Genomic DNA, 16,579 nt, shown 5'->3' with positions numbered 1-16,579 from the left:
TAACGGGCCGGGTCCGCGCGGATCCGGCAGGAGGACTGGAAACAAGGTGGCCAGGGACTATTACGGCACGCTGGGGGTCAGCCAGGATGCGACCCCCGAGGAGTTGAAGCGCGCGTACCGCAAGCTCGCCCGGGAACTGCACCCGGACGTCAACCCGGACGAGCAGGCGCAGCAGCGCTTCCGTGAGGTCACGGCCGCGTACGAGGTGCTGTCCGACCCGCAGAAGCGGAAGATCGTCGACCTGGGCGGCGACCCGCTGGGCGGCGGACCGGGTGGCGGCGGGGCCGGCATGCGCGACCCGTTCGGCGGCGCGGGCTTCGGCCTCGGCGACATCATGGACGCCTTCTTCGGCGCGGCGACGGGCGGCGGCGCGGGCCGCGGGCCGCGCAGCCGGGTGCAGCCGGGCTCGGATGCCTTGCTGCGCATGGAACTGACGCTGGAGGAGTGCCTCACGGGCGTCAGCCGTGAGATCACGGTCGACACGGCCGTGCTGTGCGACCACTGCCAGGGCAGCGGCTGCGCCCCCGGCACGAAGCCGCAGACGTGCGACACGTGTCACGGCCGCGGCGAGATCCAGTCGGTGCAGCGCTCCTTCCTCGGCCAGGTCGTCACGGCCCGCCCGTGCCCGGTGTGCCGCGGCTACGGCGAGGTGATCCCGGACCCGTGCCAGCAGTGCTCGGGTGACGGCCGGATCCGCGCGCGCCGCAGCATCACCGTGCAGATCCCGGCCGGCGTGGCCGACGGCATGCGGGTGCGCCTGGCCAGCCAGGGCGAGGTCGGCCCCGGCGGCGGCCCCGCGGGCGACCTGTACGTCGAGGTGGACGAGCTGCCGCACGACACGTTCGAGCGTGAGGGCGCGAACCTGCACGGCACGCTGCGCATCCCGGTGACGACGGCGGCGCTGGGCGCGGTGCTCCAGCTGAAGACGCTGGACGGCACGGAGGAGCTGCGCATCGAGCCGGGCACGCAGCCCAACACGGAGCTGGTGCTGACCGGCCGCGGCATGCCGAAGCTGCGTTCCTCGGGCCGTGTCGACGGTCGCGGCGACATGTACGTGCACCTCCAGGTGGAGGTGCCGACGAAGCTGGACGCCAAGCAGGCGGAGCTGCTGCGTGAGCTGGCGGCGCTGCGTGGCGAGGAGGAGCCGGAGCTGTCCTCGACCAACGGTCGCGGTCACGGCCTGTTCTCGCGCCTGCGCAACTCGCGCCGGTGACGACACTGCCCGTCTTCCTCGTCGACAGTCTGCCGACGGGCGACGCCGGTGTGCTGGACGGCCCGGAGGGCCACCACGCCGCGTCCGTGCGACGGCTGCGCGTCGGCGAGGAGCTGGTGCTCGCCGACGGCCGTGGCGGCCGCGTGCGGTGCGGCATCGAGTCCGTGGAGAAGGACACGCTCGGCCTGGCGGTGCTGGAGCGCACGCACGTCGAGCAGCCCCAGCCACGGGTGGTCGTGGCGCAGGCGTTGGTGAAGGGTGACCGGGGCGAGCTGGCGGTGGAGCTGGCCACGGAGGCCGGCGTCGACGCGATCGTGCCGTGGCGAGCCTCCCGCTGCGTCGCTCGATGGGATGACGGTCCTCGCGGCGCGAAGGCGCTGGCCAAGTGGCGCAGCACGGCCCGGGAGGCAGCCAAGCAGTCCCGCCGCGCCTGGGTGCCGGAGGTCGCCGACCCGGTCGGCACCGCCGAACTGGCCAAGCTGGTCGGCGCCGCGGCGAAGGCGATGGTGCTGCACGAGTCGGCCACCGGCCGGCTGGCCGACCTGCCGGCGGCGGGGGATCTGCTGCTCGTGGTGGGGCCGGAGGGCGGCATCAGCGACGAGGAGCTGGCCGTGCTGACCGACGCCGGTGCGGTCGCGGTCCGGCTCGGGCCGTCGGTGCTGCGGGCTTCTACCGCAGCCGCGGTGGCGTTGGGAGCCATCGGCGTACTGTCCACCCGATGGGGCTGACCAGAGCGATCAAGATGGGCCCGGCCGCGTTCCGGTATGGCGCGAAGCCGTGAGCAGGGTCTACCCTTTGGCAACCAAGGATTTCCGACGTCCGACCAGGACGTTGGAGCTACCCGCCGGACACCTCCCCCCTCGGTCCGGCGGCGGCCGTGCCGCAGCGGAGTGACCCCCAGGCTCCGCTGCGGCACGGCGTTTTTTGTGCCCTCCTACGCCCGCGAGTTCGGGAACAGCGTGTAGCTGAAGGACCAGAAGAAGTCGATGCCCAGCACGACGGTCCACAGCCCCATGCCGCCGAGCAGCTGCGCGCCGCGGACGGGGTCGAAGCCGGTGAGCGCGTAGCCGCCGCCGCGCTGTCGGTGATCGAACGCCATCTGGACGACCTGTTCGGCCCGGCGTCTACCCTGCCGGCATGACCGCGGACTGCCTGTTCTGCAAGATCATCGCCGGCGACATCCCGGCGACCGTCGTCCACGACGGGGAGCGCGTCTTCGCGTTCCGCGACATCAACCCGCAGGCCCGGGTGCACGTGCTGGTCGTGCCCAAGCAGCACCACGAGGACGCTGCCGCGCTGGCCGCCGCCGACCCGCAGCTGCTGGCCGACGTGATCACCGTCGGCGCCGAGATCGCCAAGGCCGAGGGCATCGCCGACAGCGGCTACCGCTTCGTCTTCAACACCGGCGACGACGCCGGCCGCACGGTGTTCCACGCCCACCTGCACGTCCTCGGCGGAGAACAATTGGGTCACTTCGGTCGACTCTGACCAGTGAACTTGAATGCGCGCTGTCGGTGCCCCCGACTAGCATCGGAGGCACCACAGCAGTACACCGACAGCGCGCGAACGCGCAGGAAGCAGGCCCGAGGCCAGGTGCCCTCAAGCGCACAGGGCGGAGCTGCCCGTTCCGGGGAGAACGCCTCAACACCCAAGAACGGTTCGTCGCCGGCGGGTTCGATCGCCGAGGCGGACGCCCAGTCCCGGTTCACCGTTCCCGACGAGGCGGTGCTGGCCCTGCTGGGCTCGCGCGACGAGAGCCTCCGGGCAGCGGAGGAGCTGCTCGACGCCGACGTGCACGTCCGCGGCAACGAGGTCACGCTGACCGGGTTGCCCGCCGACGTCGCCTTCGCCGAGCGCGTGTTCGCCGAGCTGGTGACGCTCGCCCGCGGCGGCCAGCAGGTCGGCCCGGACGCGGTGCGCCGCACCATCGCGATGCTGGAGGGCGGCGACGCCGAGTCCCCGGCCGAGGTGCTCAGCCTGGACATCCTGTCCCGGCGTGGCCGCGTGATCCGGCCCAAGACGCTCAACCAGAAGCGCTACGTGGACGCGATCGACGCCAACACCATCGTGTTCGGCATCGGCCCCGCCGGCACCGGCAAGACCTACCTGGCGATGGCCAAGGCCGTGCAGGCGCTGCAGGCCAAGCAGGTCAGCCGGATCATCCTGACCCGCCCCGCGGTCGAGGCCGGCGAGCGGCTGGGCTTCCTGCCGGGCACGCTGTTCGACAAGATCGACCCGTACCTGCGGCCGCTCTACGACGCGCTGCACGACATGGTCGAGCCCGAGTCGATCCCGCGGCTGATGCAGGCCGGCACCATCGAGGTGGCGCCGCTGGCCTACATGCGCGGGCGGGCCCAACCGGTGTTCACGCCGGTCCTGACACCGGACGGATTCCGCCCCATCGGCGAGCTGCGGGTCGGCGACCTGGTCATCGGCTCGAACGGCGAACCCACGCCGGTGCTCGGTGTGTACCCGCAGGGCGAGAAGGACATCTACCGGGTGACGGCCGGGGACGGCGCTTCGACGCTGTGCTGCGGCGACCACCTCTGGGCGGTCAAGACGGCCTCGGACAAGCGGCGCGGCAAGCCGTGGCGGGTGCTCGAAACCAAGGAGATGATCGGCAACCTCCGAGCCGCGCACGCTCGTCGTTACGAGCTGCCGGTGCTGACCGCGCCGACATGCCACCCCGAGCGTGCCGTCCCCATGGACCCGTACGCCCTGGGTCTGCTCCTGGGGGACGGTTGCCTGACCGGCTCGACCACCCCCTCCTTCGCGACCGACGACGTGGAACTCGCGCTCGCCCTGGAGGCGGCGCTGCCGGGCACGCGCGTGCGGCACCGGGGCGGGGTCGACTACGTCCTCAACCGGGTGCGTCGGCCCGGCGAAGTGATCACCATTGAGAACCCGGTCACGGGCGCGCTCCGCGAGCTCGGATTGTGGGGCACGCGCTCCGAGTCGAAGTTCATCCCGGATGTCTATCTGCGGAACTCGGCGGACGTCCGGCTCGCGCTCCTGCAGGGACTGCTGGACTCCGACGGCGGCCCGGTCACGCAGCGCGATCGAACGTGTCGTATTCACTACACGACGACGTCTTCCGCGTTGAAGGACGACGTCATCGGCCTGGTCCGTTCGCTCGGCGGCGTCGCGTACGTCCGCCGTCGGCTCGCTGCGGGGCGTAAGCCCGGGTTGGCCAACGGGCGACTTGTCGGCTACCGACATGATGTCTACACAGTCGATATTCGACTCCCCGCCGACGTCGAGCCGTTCCGGCTTGCCCGTAAACGACGGAAGTACGAGGAGGCCGGCCGCGGTGGCCGTCCGATACGGTTCATCGACAGCATCGAACCGGCGGGCCGGGCAGAGGCGGTCTGCATCCAGGTTGCGGCGGCCGACTCCCTCTATGTCACCGAGGACTACCTGGTGACGCACAACACCCTGAACGAGGCCTTCATCATCCTGGACGAGGCGCAGAACACCACGCCCGAGCAGATGAAGATGTTCCTCACCCGGCTCGGCTTCGGCTCCAAGATCGTGGTCACCGGCGACATCACCCAGGTCGACCTGCCCGGCGGCCAGCGCAGCGGCCTGCGCGTGGTGCAGGAGATCCTGGCCGGCGTGCCCGACATCCACTTCTCGGTGCTGACCAGCCAGGACGTGGTGCGCCACCGGCTGGTCGGGGACATCGTGGACGCCTACGACAAGTGGCAGACCTCCCAGGAGGCCGGACCCGGTGTCAGGGCCGAACAGGGCGGCCGGGGACGATAGGGCCCGTGAGTATCGAGATCGCGAACGAGGCCGGCGTCGGCGTCGACGAGGCCAGCATCGTCGCCGTCGCCCGCTTCGCATTGGACCGGATGGGCGTCAGCCCGCTCGCGGAGCTCTCCGTGCTGCTCGTCGACCTGGACGTGATGGCCGACCTGCACGAGCGCTGGATGGACCTGCCCGGTCCGACCGACGTGATGGCCTTCCCGATGGACGAGCTGGACTCGGCCCGTCGGCCGGACGCCGCCGGCGTGGGCCCGGCGTTGCTCGGCGACATCGTGCTGTGCCCGGCGTTCGCCAAGGACCAGGCCCGCAAGGCCGGCCACGGCCTGCTCGAGGAGCTGCACCTGCTGACCGTGCACGGTGTGCTGCACCTGCTGGGCTACGACCACGCCGAGCCGGCCGAGGAGCGGGAGATGTTCACGCTCCAGAACCGCATCCTCGCCGACTACCGGGAGGCCAAGGAGTCGGCCACCCGTGCCGCCGCGCAGCGCAGCAACGACGACCGTGTGCTCGGCGCCGTCGGCCTGGTCGAGGAAGAGGACAAGCCCGCGCCGCCGGACACCGACGCCGGCTGATGGGCGCCACTGCCGTGCCGATGCTGCTGTGCGCGGTCGTGCTCGTGCTGGCGGCGGGCGTCTTCGGCGGCGCGGACGCCGCGCTGGGCACCGTGTCCCGGGCCCGGGTCGAGGAGCTGGTGCGGCAGCGTCGCGGCGGCGCCCACCAGCTGCAGCTGCTGATCGAGGACCGGCCGCGGCACGTCAACCTGCTGTTGCTGCTCCGGCTGGGCTGTGAGCTGGCCGCGACCGTGCTGATCACCGCGTTCTGCCTGCAGGCGATCACACCCGGCTGGTTGGCGCTGCTGGTCGCCGGCGTGGCGATGGTCGTCGTCTCGTACGTCTTCGTCGGCGTCGGGCCGCGGACCATCGGCCGCCAGCACCCGTACGGGGTGATGCTGCTGGCGGCGGGTCCGGTGCGGGTGCTGGGCCGCGTGCTCGGCCCGCTGAGCCGGCTGCTGATCGTCGTCGGCAACGCGATCACTCCCGGCCGCGGCTTCCGCGAGGGCCCGTTCTCCACCGAAGTCGAGCTGCGCGAGCTGGTCGACCTGGCCGGTGAGCGCGGCGTCGTCGACGAGGACGAGCGGGAGATGATCCACTCCGTCTTCGAGCTGGGGGACACCATCGCCCGCGAGGTGATGGTGCCGCGCACCGAGATCATCTGGATCGAGCTGACCAAGTCGGTGCGGCAGGCGCTGGCGCTGTCCCTGCGCACCGGCTACAGCCGCATCCCGGTGATCGGCGAGAGCGTCGACGACGTGGTCGGCGTGATCAACATCAAGGACCTCGCGCGAGCCTCGGTGGAGGGCGGCGCGCAGTCGGTGAAGGACCTGATGCGGCCGGCCAGCTTCGTGCCCGACACCAAGCGGCTGGACGACCTGCTGCGGCAGATGCAGGTCACGCACAACCACATGGCCATCGCCGTCGACGAGTACGGCGGCACCGCCGGCCTGCTCACCATCGAGGACATCCTGGAGGAGATCGTCGGGGAGATCACCGACGAGTACGACCAGGACGAGCGGCCGCCGGTGGAGCAGATCGACGAGGACAGCTACCGGGTCAGCGCCCGACTGGCCGTCGAGGACCTGGCCGAGTTGTTCGACGTGGAGCTGGACGACTCGGACGTGGAGACCGTCGGCGGGCTGCTGGCGCAGCGGCTGGGCCGGGTGCCGCTGCCCGGAGCCGAGGCGGAGATCGCCGGCCTGCGGCTGCGCGCCGAGGGCGGCAAGGACAACAGGGGCCGGGTGCGCATCACGACCGTGGTGGCCCGGCGGACCGAGCGTGAGAGGAACGGCGAGCGTGCCTGAACTGGACCCCGAGGACGCCAAGATCGTGACCCTGGCCCGGTCGGCCCGCGCCCGCACCGGCGCCGCCGAGGGCGCCGCGGTCCGTGACACCGACGGCCGCACCTACGCCGCCTGCACGGTGGCGCTGCCGTCGCTGAAGCTGACCGCGCTGCAGGCCGCCGTCGCCGCCGCCGTCGCCAGCGGCGCTCCGGGCCTGGAGGCGGCGGCGGTCGTCACCGAGGCGGGCAAGGTGGACGACGAGTCGCGGGCGGCCGTCCGCGATCTGACCGAGTCGGCCTACGTGCTGGTCGCGGACCCCGGCGGGACCGTCGTCGGCTAGGCCCTGACCAGCAGGAATCCGGCCAGGCCGAGGAACAGCGCCGCCGACGCGGCGGACAGCCCGGCCTGGCCGCGGTGCCCGATGCGCCGGCCGGAGCGCGACACCGCGAAGGCGATCACCCCTTCGAGGCCGGACGCCGTCACGAACCACACGACCGTGAACAGCAGCAGGCCCGGCAGGCCGCCGGCATGCTGCGCGGCCAGCATCGTCGGCGTGCCGGTGGCCAGCCAGAACGTCCAGCTCAGCGGGTTGAGCAGGTTCGAGAGCAGGCCCTTCCAGAACGCCCAGCCGCCGGCCAGCTCCGGCACGTGCCCGCGCCACAGCCGCAACGCGTCCCGCAGCGCGAACGCCGCCAGGCCGGTCATGAACACCGCGCCGGCGATCGCCACCCACATCGACGCGCCGGCGACGGTCGCGATCACCTGCGAGAGCAGCAGCGCCGGCAGCAGCAGCACCAGGTCGGCGGTCGCGGAGCCCAGGATCACCCGCAGGCCGGCGGCGAAGCCCCGGGTGGCCGACTCGTGCAGGATCGTGACGAAGATCGGACCGACCGACAGCGCGGCCCCCGTGCCCAGCACGAGGCCGAGCCACAGCACATCGATCACGCGCCGACAGTAGCGCCCCCACTGAGCGCGTTCGGGACAACCAGCGAGAATGTGACGATGACCAGCGACAGCACCCCTGCCGGGCACCGCTCCGGGTTCGCCTGCTTCGTCGGCCGGCCCAACGCGGGCAAGTCGACGCTGACCAACGCGCTGGTCGGCGCCAAGGTGGCGATCACGTCCAGCAAGCCGCAGACCACCCGGCACACCATCCGCGGCGTGGTGCACCGGCCGGACGCGCAGCTGATCATCGTGGACACGCCCGGCCTGCACCGCCCCCGCACGCTGCTCGGCCAGCGGCTCAACGACCTGGTGATGCAGACCTGGTCCGAGGTGGACGTCGTCGGCCTGTGCGTGCCGGCCGACCAGAAGGTGGGCCCCGGCGACAAGTTCATCGCCTCGGAGCTGGCCAAGCTGGGCAAGCGCACTCCGGTCATCGGCATCGTCACCAAGACGGACCTGGTGCCCCAGCAGCAGGTCGCCGAGCAGCTGCTGGCGTTGCAGAAGGTGATGGACTTCGCCGACCTGGTGCCGGTGTCGGCCCGGGACGGCTACCAGCTCGACACGCTGGCCGACCTGCTGGTGGCCCGGCTGCCCGAGGGGCCGCCGCTGTACCCGGACGGCGAGCTGACCGACGAGCCGGAGGCCACGCTGGTCGCCGAGCTGATCCGGGAGGCGGCGCTGGAGGGCGTGCGCGACGAGCTGCCGCACTCCATCGCCGTGGTGGTGGAGGAGATGCGGCCGAGGGAGGGCCGCGACGACCTGATCGACGTGCACGCCAACCTGTTCGTGGAGCGCACCAGCCAGAAGGCGATCATCCTGGGGCACAAGGGGGAGCGGCTCAAGCACGTGGGCAGCACCGCGCGCCGCCAGATCGAGCGGCTGCTCGGCTCGCGGATCTTCCTCGACCTGCACGTGAAGATCGCCAAGGACTGGCAGCGGGATCCCAAACAGCTCCGCCGTCTGGGCTTCTAGGCTGCCCCAAGGGGCGGATCGACGCAGCTCGGTAAAGAACTGGCCGCGAGTTGCGTGAAATGCCCGGGGTGAACCCGTAACGCGCCCTATAGTTCACGCGCTTTGCCAGGTAAACCCCAGTCCAGGAGTACAAGGTGACCACACCGCCCCCCGGCTTCGACCCGCAGGGACAGCAGCCGCCGTACGGACAGCAGCAGCCCTACGGGCAGCAGCCGCAGACCCCTCCGCCGGGCTTCAGCCAGCCGGGGGCTCAGCCGTACGACCCGAACCAGCAGCAGTACGGCCAGGCGTCGCCGCCCTACGGCACGCCGCAGCAGCCCTACGGGCAGCAGCAGTACGGCCAGCAGCCCTACGGCGGCCAGCAGCAGTACGGCCAGCCCTACGGCGGCCAGCCGATGGGCGCGGGCGGCGGGCTGGACTACATCCAGCTGCCCGGTGTCGGCACGGTCCGGCTGGCCTCGATGGGCCAGCGCTTCCTGGCCCGCGTGGTCGACGCGATCATCGTCGGCATCCCGTTCTTCATCATCTACTTCCTCATCGCCGCGGCCTTCGCGTCCTCGGCCGCCAGCTCCATCCAGGTCGACCCGGAGACCGGCCAGATCGTCGGCGGCGCCGGCGCCGGCTTCCTCGGCGGCTCGGTGACCGTCTTCCTGCTCACCCCGCTGGTCTTCATCGTGCTGCAGATCCTGTACGAGGTCTCGATGATCGCCACCCGCGGCGCGACGCTGGGCAAGCAGGTCGCCGGGGTCAAGGTGATCCGCGAGTACGACGGCCAGCTGCCCGGCTGGGGCGGCGCGTTCACCCGCTGGGGCGTCATGGTCGCGCCGGCGATCGTGCCCTGCCTGGGCGGGCTGTGGGTGCTGCTGTGCGAGCTGTCGCCGTTCTTCGACAACCAGGGCCGCCGCCAGGGCTGGCACGACAAGGCGGCCAAGACGATCGTGACCGCCACCAAGTGACCACGCTCGTCCGCCTGCGGGTGACTCCGGCCGTCGCCGCCGTGACGGCGGCGGCCGGGGCCCTGCTGGGCACCGGGATCGTCAGCATCCCGTGCTGGTTCCACGAACTGACCGGCGCCGACTGCCCGTTCTGCGGCGGCAGCCGGGCGCTCGGCGCTCTGCTGCACGGCGACCTGGCCGCAGCGTTGCGCTTCAACGCCTTCGCCGTGCTCGTGCTGCTGCCGGCCGCGGTCGCCGGCCTGGTCCTGCTCGGCCGCACCGAACTGGGGTTGCCCATTCCGTCCTGGCGGGTCCGCCGCCTCGGGTTGATCGCGCTGGGAATCGCCGCCGTCGCCTGGTGGCTGGTCCGCGACCTGGCGTTCCCCGGGCTGCAGGTGTGACGCCCGTGGGATGATTGACGGGTGAGCCTGTACCGAGACACCTGCGTCGTGCTGCGGGTGCAGAAGCTCGGCGAGGCCGACCGGATCATCACGCTGCTGTCCCAGCGGCACGGCAAGATCCGCGCCGTTGCCAAGGGCGTGCGCCGCACGTCCTCCCGGTTCGGCGCCCGGCTGGAGCCGTTCGGGCACGTCGACGTGCAGTTCTACACCGGACGCACGCTCGACGTGATCACCCAGGTCGAGACCGTCGACGCGTTCGGCGTCGGCCTCGTCGACGACTACGCCCGGTACACGGCCGCCTGCGCGGTGCTGGAGACCGCCGACCGGCTCACCGCCGAGGAGGGCGAGCCGGTGCTGCGGCTGTACATGCTCGTCGTCGGCGCGCTGCGGGCGCTGGCCGACCGGCAGCGCGAAGCCGGCCTCGTGCTCGACGCCTTCCTGTTGCGTGCCATGGGATTCGCCGGCTGGGCGCCGGCCGTCACCGAATGCGCGCGCTGCGGCACCCCCGGCCCGCACGCCGCGTTCAGCGTGCCCGCGGGCGGCTCGGTGTGCGGCACCTGCCGGCCGCCGGGCTCGGCCAGCCCGGCCGGCGAGACCCTGAGCCTGCTCGACGCCCTCACCCACGGTGACTGGGCGCTGGTGGACCGGACGCAGCCGTCGAGCAAGCGTGAGGCGAGCGGCCTGGTCGCCGCCCACCTGCAGTGGCATTTGGAACGGCAGCTGCACTCGCTGCCGCTGGTGGAGCGCCGCGCGTCGGCCACCGCCATCGACCGGCTCGCCGCCCAGATCAGGACCGTGGTGGCGGATCGACAGGAAGTGGGGCGTCAACCAGTGGGGGAGAACCTTGATCCTGCGACCGGCTGAACCCGGCGACCGCAAGGCCATGCACGACATCTGCGTCGCGACGGCGACGCAACGCGAACTCGACGACCTCGACCTGATCGGCTACGTGTTCGCCGACCCGTATCTCGCGCTGGCGCCGGAGCTGTGCTTCGTCATCGCCGACTCCGACGGTGTCGCCGGGTACACCGTCGGCGCACTGGACACAGTGGAATTCTACCGGCGCTGGCGGGCCGAGTGGACGCCGCGATTCGCCGACAGGTACCCGAAACCGGCTCAGGAGACGAGCCGGTACTCCTCGCTCGTCCTGTCGCTGCACAACCCGGAGCGCTTCCTGCCGGCATCGCTCGGCGGCTACCCGTCGCACCTGCACATCAACCTGGACGCCCGGGCGCGGCGCCAGGGCTGGGGCACCAAGCTGCTGGAATCGCTGTTCGGCCAGCTGCGCAGGGGTGGGTCGCCGGGCGTGCACCTGACCACGTCCGCCGGCAACACGCGGGCCATCGCCTTCTACCACACTCTGGGCTTCGAGGTGCTGGACCGACCCGGCGAGGCCACCGTGATGGGACTCCGCTTCGACGGTTCGGGCAGGATGGAGGCATCCCCATCCCGATCGTGAGGAGCAGGCCTGATGCTGCGTAGGCAGCTGCGCGGACGCAACGACCCCACCGTGAGGCCGCCCGACCCGCACCCCAGCGGCGCCCGCCCGCCGCAGATCCCGCTGGAGTTCGTGCCCCAGCACGTGGCCCTGGTGATGGACGGCAACGGCCGCTGGGCCAACATGCGGGGGCTGCCCCGCGTCGAGGGGCACAAGCGGGGCGAGGCCGTCGTGCTCGACGTGGCCAAGGGCGCCATCGAGCTCGGCGTGAAGTGGATCTCGCTGTACGCGTTCTCCACCGAGAACTGGAAGCGCAGCCCCGACGAGGTGCGGTTCCTGATGAACTTCAACCGGGACGTGATCCACCGGCGCACCGACGAGCTCGACGAGATGGGCGTGCGGATCCGCTGGGCCGGGCGCAAGCCGAAGCTGTGGCCGAGCGTGGTCAACGAGCTGCAGAAGGCCGAGGAGCGCACCAAGAACAACGATGTGCTCAACCTGACCATGTGCGTGAACTACGGCGGCCGGGCCGAGATCGGCGACGCCGCGCGCGAGGTGGCCCGGCTGGTCGCCGCCGGCAAGCTCAACCCCGACAAGGTGGACGAGCGGACCCTGGCCAAGCACCTGTACCACGCCGACATGCCGGACGTGGACCTGTTCATCCGGCCGTCCGGCGAGCAGCGCATCTCCAACTTCATGCTGTGGCAGTCCGCCTACGCTGAGCTGGTGTTCCAGGACATCCTGTGGCCGGACTTCGACCGGCGTGACCTGTGGGCCGCCTGCGAGGCGTATGCACGACGGGACCGCCGCTTCGGCGGCGCCGAGGACAAGGCTTCCTCGGACGAGATGCAGGAGGTCGCCCGGTGACCGACGACGAGGCGCAGAGCACCGCCAAGTTGCTGACCGCCGCCCGTGAGGCGCTGGAGCTGTTCCACGAGGTGCACGTCGACGACGACGGCGCGCTGAGCTTCCGGCACGGCGAGGTGCCGTGTGCCGTGCAGGCCATGCAGTTCGCCGAGGGGTTGACCATGCTCAGCCTCACCTGCGTGGTCGCGTGGGACCTGCCCGACGAGCCCGCGCTGGCCGTGTCCGCCGCCGAGCGCGCCGGCCAGGGCCTGTTCGGCACCCTCGGCGTCGTGCACACCGAGCGCGGCATGGACGTGACCCTGCGGTACGCGTTCCCGGCCGACAACCTGGACCCGTCGCCGCTGTCGACCATCCTGATGCTGGTCGTGTCCACCGCGTCGCAGCTGCGGGCCGACCTGCTGGCCAGCGTCGAATGACCGCTCCGGCCGTACGCCGGCGCGTCACCTCGCTGGAGGTGCTGTGCGTCGTCCTCGTGCTGGCCCTGGTGCTGCAGGGCCAGCTCGTCGACGCGCTGGACATCCCCGCGCTGCGCACCGGGTCCACGGTGTTCGTCGCCGTCTGCGTGCAGGCCATGCCGTTCCTCGTGCTCGGCACCCTGATCAGCGGGGCCATCGCCGCCTTCCTGCCCGCCGAGGCGCTGCGGCGGGTGCTGCCGCGGCGGTCGGTTTTCGCCGTGCCCGTCGCCGGGCTGGCCGGCGTCGCCCTGCCCGGCTGCGAGTGCGCCTCCGTGCCCGTCGCCCGCCGGCTCATGCAGCAGGGCGTCGCCCCGTCGGTGGCCTTGGCGTTCCTGCTGGCCGCTCCGGCCGTCAACCCCGTCGTGCTGGTCGCGACCGCCGTCGCCTTCCCCGGCAAGCCCGAGATGGTTCTTGCCCGGTTCGCCGGTTCTCTTCTGACGGCCGTTGTCACCGGCTGGCTCTGGGCCCGTTTCGGCAAGGCGTCGTGGATCGCCGAGCGGGCCCTGCGCCGGCTGCCCACCGGCGGGGCGTCGCGCTGGGCCGTCTTCGCCGAGACCGCCCGTCACGACCTCGTCGAGGCCGGCGGCTTCCTCGTCATCGGCGGCCTCACCGCAGCGGCGTTGAACGTCCTCGTGCCGTCGTCTCTGCTGGAGTCCCTGTCCGGGGAGTGGGTTCTCGGCATCATCGTCATGGCTCTGCTGGCGGTCGTGCTGGCCATCTGCAGCGAAGCCGACGCCTTCGTCGCGGCGTCGCTGTCCGCCCTGCCTCTGCTGCCCCGCCTGGTGTTCCTCGTCGTCGGTCCCGCCGTCGACGTCAAGCTCATCGCCCTGCAGGCCGGCACCTTCGGCAAGGCCTTCGCCCTCCGCTTCGCCCCCTTGGTCTTCACCGTCGCGGTCGTTTCCGGCACCGTCGCCGGCCTCGTGTTCCTGGGAGGCGTGTCATGAGGCGGGAAACCCAGAACATCCTGCTCGTCCTGCTCGGCGGCGCCCTACTCAAGATCGCCCTCAACGGCACGTACCTGAACTACGTCAAGCCCGCCCTGCAACCCTGGCTGATCATCTCCGGGGCCGTCATGGTGCTGTTGGCCGGCGTCGCCATCGTCACCGACATCCGCAAGGCCCGCCGTGCGGTCCCCGCTGCCGCCGGCCCCACCACCGCCGCTCTGCCCATCCCCTCTGACCCACTCGCCGCTGACCTCACCACCGCTGGCTCTGCCGCCTCTGACCCCGCCGCCGCTGGCTCTGCCGCCGACCTGGACGCTCACGCCGCGCATCCTGGTCCCGCCGCCGAGCCCGCGGCCGTCGGCACCGGCTCTGCCGCCCCGGCCAGCAGCCTTGCCGTCGCCGAGGCCGTCGACCACCCCCACGGCGACCTCGCACTCGCCGCCGCCAGCCACTCCCATGACGACGGCCACGGCCACTCGCACGGATCCGCCCGCAGCGCGTGGATGCTGCTGATGCCCGTGCTGGCGATCTTCCTGATCGCGCCGCCCGCGCTCGGCGCCGACTCCGTCAACCGGGCCGGCGGCCGGACCGTGGCCAGCGAGCAGCGGCAGGACCAGGTGATCAAGACCAAGTTCCCGCCGCTGCCGGCCGCGTCCGTGGTGCCGATGCGGATGGCCGACGTGGCCACCCGCGCCGCGTGGGACTCGACGAACTCGCTCAACGGCCGGACGCTGGAGCTGACCGGATTCGTCGTGCACGACGCCGCCGGTGTCTACGTGGCGCGGCTGGTGATCACCTGCTGTGCCGCCGACGCCATGCCGGTCAAGGCCCGTCTGGTCGGCGCCGAGGGCCTCGCCGACGACGAGTGGATCACCGTCACCGGCAAGGTGCGGCCGGACTCCGCCGTGCAGGCCGACAACTACGTGCCGGTGTTCGACGTGACCACCGTGAAGAAGATCGGTACCCCCAGCGACCCGTACGAGTACTGATGTAGAGACGTCGCCGGCGGCTCCGACCGTGGGGTGTGAGAGCCCCCGACGCCGAGGAGTCGACCATGGAGACGTTTCGCATCGAGGTCCCGGACGCCGAGCTGGCCGACCTGCGTGACCGGCTCGCCCGGATCCGGTGGGCGCCCGAGCCGCCCGCCGACGACTACGGCGTGTCCGGCCCGACCGTGCGCAAGCTCGTCGAGCACTGGCGCGACGGCTACGACTGGCGGGCCGTCGAGGCCCGGCTCAACGCGTATCCGCAGTTCACCACCACGATCGACGGCGCCAACGTGCACTTCCTGCACGTCCGCTCGCCCGAACCGGACGCGCTGCCGCTGATCCTCACGCACGGCTGGCCGGGTTCCGTCACCGAATACCTCGACGTCATCGGGCCGCTCACCGACCCCCGTGCCTACGGCTTCGACCCCGCCGTAGCCTTCCACCTGGTGATTCCGTCGCTACCCGGCTTCGGCTGGTCCGGCCCCGTCACCGAGCCCGGCTGGGGCCCGCGCCGCATCGCCGCCGCGTGGACCGTGCTGATGGAACGGCTCGGCTACTCCCGCTACGGCGCCGCCGGCAACGACTGGGGCGCGGTGATCTCACCCGAGGTCGGCCGCACCGCCCCCGACTCGGTCATCGGCGTGCACGTCACCCAGATCTTCTCCGGCCCCGAAGGCGATGTGCCCTTCCACCCGCCGACCGTCGAGCCCGCCAGCGTCGCCACCCTGCCACCCGACGAGCGGGCTCTCGTTGCGGGGTTGCGCCATTTCCAGCGGACCATGGCCTCTTACCACCATGTGCATGCCGAGCAGCCCCAGACGCTCGCCTACGCTCTCGCCGACTCGCCCGTCGGCCTGCTCGCGTGGAACAGCCAGGTGATGGGCGGGCTCGACGCCGATGCCCTGCTCACCCACGTCTCCATCCATTGGCTCACCAACACCGCCGGCTCCGCCCCGCGGATCTACCTCGAAGACCACCGCAACCCGGTTCCCAGCGAGCCCACCACCGTGCCGCTCGGTCTCGCCCAGTTCCCCAACGACGCCCCGGCCATCCCGACCTATGCGCACCGGGACCACGCCAACATCGTGTCGTGGAACGTCCACGACCGGGGCGGCCACTACGGCTCCCAGCAGGCCCCCGACCTGTACGTCGACGACGTCCGCCAGTTCTTCGCCCAGCTCCGCCCCTGACTCCCACTTCCCGAGGTGCCCGCCATGAAGTACCTGGTCCTGATCTACAGCAACCCCACCAGCTGGGCCCATCCCACCTTCGTGCACTCCGACTACTACCGTTCGGCGTCTCCCGCCGAACGCGCCGCCATGGACGCCCAGTTCGCCGAGCTGATGCATGAGATCTCCGACTCCGGCGAACTCATCTCCGGCACCCCGCTCGCCGAGCCCTCCACCACCCGCACCGTCCGCGTCCAGGACGGCGTCACCGTGACGACGGACGGCCCCTTCGCCGAGTCCAAGGAGCAGATGGCCGGCTACTTCGTCCTCGACTGCGCCACCCTCGACCGCGCCACCGAACTGGCCGCCCGCTTCCCCGACGCCCGCTTCGGCCGCATCGAGGTCCGCCCCATCATGGAATGACGACGGCGGCGCGGTAACCCCGGCGATGAAGTAGCGGCGGGAAGCAGGGGTAGTGCCATAGCGACCACACCGACGCCTGGCCCGTCGAAGAGCTGACCGGCTGAAGAGCTGATCAGCCGAAGAGCTGGCGGATCGAAGAGCTGGCCCGCGCCGAGGATCCGGCCGCGCCGAGGAACTGGGCGCGCCGAAGGTCCGGCTGCGCCAAGATATGGCCGGACCGCGA

Annotated in this window: 19 protein-coding genes and 4 pseudogenes; 21 read left to right on the top strand and 2 right to left on the bottom strand. The window is 71.6% G+C overall.

What is annotated here, in order from left to right; translation table 11 throughout:
* Positions 1–46: 46 nt before the first annotated feature.
* Complete coding sequence (gene dnaJ / locus BJ998_RS09455) at positions 47–1,213, top strand: molecular chaperone DnaJ (RefSeq protein ID WP_184860352.1); 1,167 nt, start codon at positions 47–49, stop codon at positions 1,211–1,213.
* Positions 1,210–1,941, top strand: a complete 732-nt coding sequence (locus tag BJ998_RS09450) for a 16S rRNA (uracil(1498)-N(3))-methyltransferase (RefSeq protein ID WP_184860351.1) — start codon at positions 1,210–1,212, stop codon at positions 1,939–1,941. The genes dnaJ and BJ998_RS09450 overlap by 4 nt, the downstream gene beginning before the upstream one ends.
* Before the next feature lie 206 nt (positions 1,942–2,147).
* Here the strand turns inward: BJ998_RS09450 and BJ998_RS09445 are convergent, their stop codons facing one another.
* Complete coding sequence (locus tag BJ998_RS09445; RefSeq protein ID WP_184860350.1) at positions 2,148–2,312, bottom strand: hypothetical protein; 165 nt, start codon at positions 2,310–2,312, stop codon at positions 2,148–2,150.
* A 38-nt stretch (positions 2,313–2,350) separates the two neighbouring features.
* Between BJ998_RS09445 and BJ998_RS09440 the strand changes: the two genes are divergently transcribed.
* The 7 genes and pseudogenes from BJ998_RS09440 to BJ998_RS09420 all read left to right on the top strand — a co-directional run bounded on the left by BJ998_RS09440 (position 2,351) and on the right by BJ998_RS09420 (position 7,158).
* The gene (locus BJ998_RS09440) at positions 2,351–2,701 is read left to right on the top strand and encodes an HIT domain-containing protein (protein ID WP_184860349.1); all 351 of its coding nucleotides are present in this window, start codon (positions 2,351–2,353) and stop codon (positions 2,699–2,701) included.
* A gap of 105 nt (positions 2,702–2,806) precedes the next feature.
* Positions 2,807–3,565, top strand: a pseudogene (locus BJ998_RS47310) (PhoH family protein); the annotation flags it as partial.
* A pseudogene (locus BJ998_RS49105) lies at positions 3,554–4,378 on the top strand (LAGLIDADG family homing endonuclease); the annotation flags it as partial. The pseudogenes BJ998_RS47310 and BJ998_RS49105, both read left to right, overlap by 12 nt.
* Before the next feature lie 267 nt (positions 4,379–4,645).
* Positions 4,646–4,978, top strand: a pseudogene (locus tag BJ998_RS47300) (PhoH family protein); the annotation flags it as partial.
* Positions 4,979–4,983: 5 nt separating this feature from the next.
* A complete protein-coding gene (gene ybeY, locus BJ998_RS09430; protein WP_184860347.1) occupies positions 4,984–5,553 on the top strand; it encodes an rRNA maturation RNase YbeY in 570 nt (189 codons plus the stop codon).
* Positions 5,553–6,839 (top strand): hemolysin family protein, encoded by a 1,287-nt coding sequence (locus BJ998_RS09425; RefSeq protein WP_184860345.1) that lies wholly within the window; start codon positions 5,553–5,555, stop codon positions 6,837–6,839. Before ybeY ends, BJ998_RS09425 begins: the two co-directional genes overlap by 1 nt.
* Positions 6,832–7,158 carry a cytidine deaminase-like protein gene (locus tag BJ998_RS09420; protein ID WP_184860343.1) on the top strand — a complete coding sequence of 109 codons (327 nt, stop codon included), beginning with the start codon at positions 6,832–6,834 and terminating at the stop codon, positions 7,156–7,158. The genes BJ998_RS09425 and BJ998_RS09420 overlap by 8 nt, the downstream gene beginning before the upstream one ends.
* Here BJ998_RS09420 and BJ998_RS09415 read toward each other — a convergent pair.
* Entirely contained in the window at positions 7,155–7,763 is a 609-nt protein-coding gene (locus tag BJ998_RS09415) for a LysE family transporter (RefSeq protein WP_184860341.1), read from the bottom strand. The two genes, BJ998_RS09420 and BJ998_RS09415, sit on opposite strands and share 4 nt — an antisense overlap.
* Before the next feature lie 57 nt (positions 7,764–7,820).
* Between BJ998_RS09415 and era the strand changes: the two genes are divergently transcribed.
* From era to BJ998_RS09360, 12 genes and pseudogenes are all read left to right on the top strand, one after another.
* Complete coding sequence (gene era / locus BJ998_RS09410; protein ID WP_184860339.1) at positions 7,821–8,735, top strand: GTPase Era; 915 nt, start codon at positions 7,821–7,823, stop codon at positions 8,733–8,735.
* A 134-nt stretch (positions 8,736–8,869) separates the two neighbouring features.
* Positions 8,870–9,691, top strand: a complete 822-nt coding sequence (locus tag BJ998_RS49100; protein ID WP_184860337.1) for an RDD family protein — start codon at positions 8,870–8,872, stop codon at positions 9,689–9,691.
* Positions 9,688–10,071 carry a DUF2752 domain-containing protein gene (locus BJ998_RS09400; protein WP_184860336.1) on the top strand — a complete coding sequence of 128 codons (384 nt, stop codon included), beginning with the start codon at positions 9,688–9,690 and terminating at the stop codon, positions 10,069–10,071. Before BJ998_RS49100 ends, BJ998_RS09400 begins: the two co-directional genes overlap by 4 nt.
* Positions 10,072–10,092: 21 nt before the next feature.
* Positions 10,093–10,935: a DNA repair protein RecO gene (recO, locus tag BJ998_RS09395; protein WP_184860334.1), complete on the top strand. Its 843-nt coding sequence runs from the start codon at positions 10,093–10,095 to the stop codon at positions 10,933–10,935.
* The gene (locus BJ998_RS09390; RefSeq protein WP_184860332.1) at positions 10,916–11,530 is read left to right on the top strand and encodes a GNAT family N-acetyltransferase; all 615 of its coding nucleotides are present in this window, start codon (positions 10,916–10,918) and stop codon (positions 11,528–11,530) included. Before recO ends, BJ998_RS09390 begins: the two co-directional genes overlap by 20 nt.
* A 12-nt stretch (positions 11,531–11,542) precedes the next feature.
* A complete protein-coding gene (locus BJ998_RS09385) occupies positions 11,543–12,376 on the top strand; it encodes an isoprenyl transferase (protein WP_184860330.1) in 834 nt (277 codons plus the stop codon).
* Entirely contained in the window at positions 12,373–12,792 is a 420-nt protein-coding gene (locus tag BJ998_RS09380; RefSeq protein ID WP_184860328.1) for a hypothetical protein, read from the top strand. Before BJ998_RS09385 ends, BJ998_RS09380 begins: the two co-directional genes overlap by 4 nt.
* A complete protein-coding gene (locus BJ998_RS09375; protein ID WP_184860326.1) occupies positions 12,789–13,775 on the top strand; it encodes a permease in 987 nt (328 codons plus the stop codon). Before BJ998_RS09380 ends, BJ998_RS09375 begins: the two co-directional genes overlap by 4 nt.
* Positions 13,772–13,960: pseudogene (locus BJ998_RS47295) on the top strand (TIGR03943 family putative permease subunit); the annotation flags it as partial. The gene BJ998_RS09375 and the pseudogene BJ998_RS47295, both read left to right, overlap by 4 nt.
* Positions 13,940–14,764, top strand: a complete 825-nt coding sequence (locus tag BJ998_RS09370) for a TIGR03943 family putative permease subunit (protein ID WP_312890547.1) — start codon at positions 13,940–13,942, stop codon at positions 14,762–14,764. The pseudogene BJ998_RS47295 and the gene BJ998_RS09370, both read left to right, overlap by 21 nt.
* A 65-nt stretch (positions 14,765–14,829) precedes the next feature.
* Positions 14,830–15,954, top strand: a complete 1,125-nt coding sequence (locus BJ998_RS09365; RefSeq protein WP_184860323.1) for an epoxide hydrolase family protein — start codon at positions 14,830–14,832, stop codon at positions 15,952–15,954.
* A gap of 24 nt (positions 15,955–15,978) precedes the next feature.
* Positions 15,979–16,356, top strand: a complete 378-nt coding sequence (locus BJ998_RS09360) for a YciI family protein (protein ID WP_184860321.1) — start codon at positions 15,979–15,981, stop codon at positions 16,354–16,356.
* The last annotated feature ends 223 nt before the right edge of the window (positions 16,357–16,579 follow it).

It is taken from the genome of Kutzneria kofuensis (assembly GCF_014203355.1).
GTDB lineage: Bacteria > Actinomycetota > Actinomycetes > Mycobacteriales > Pseudonocardiaceae > Kutzneria > Kutzneria kofuensis.
This window is presented reverse-complemented; position numbering and strand designations above follow the sequence as displayed.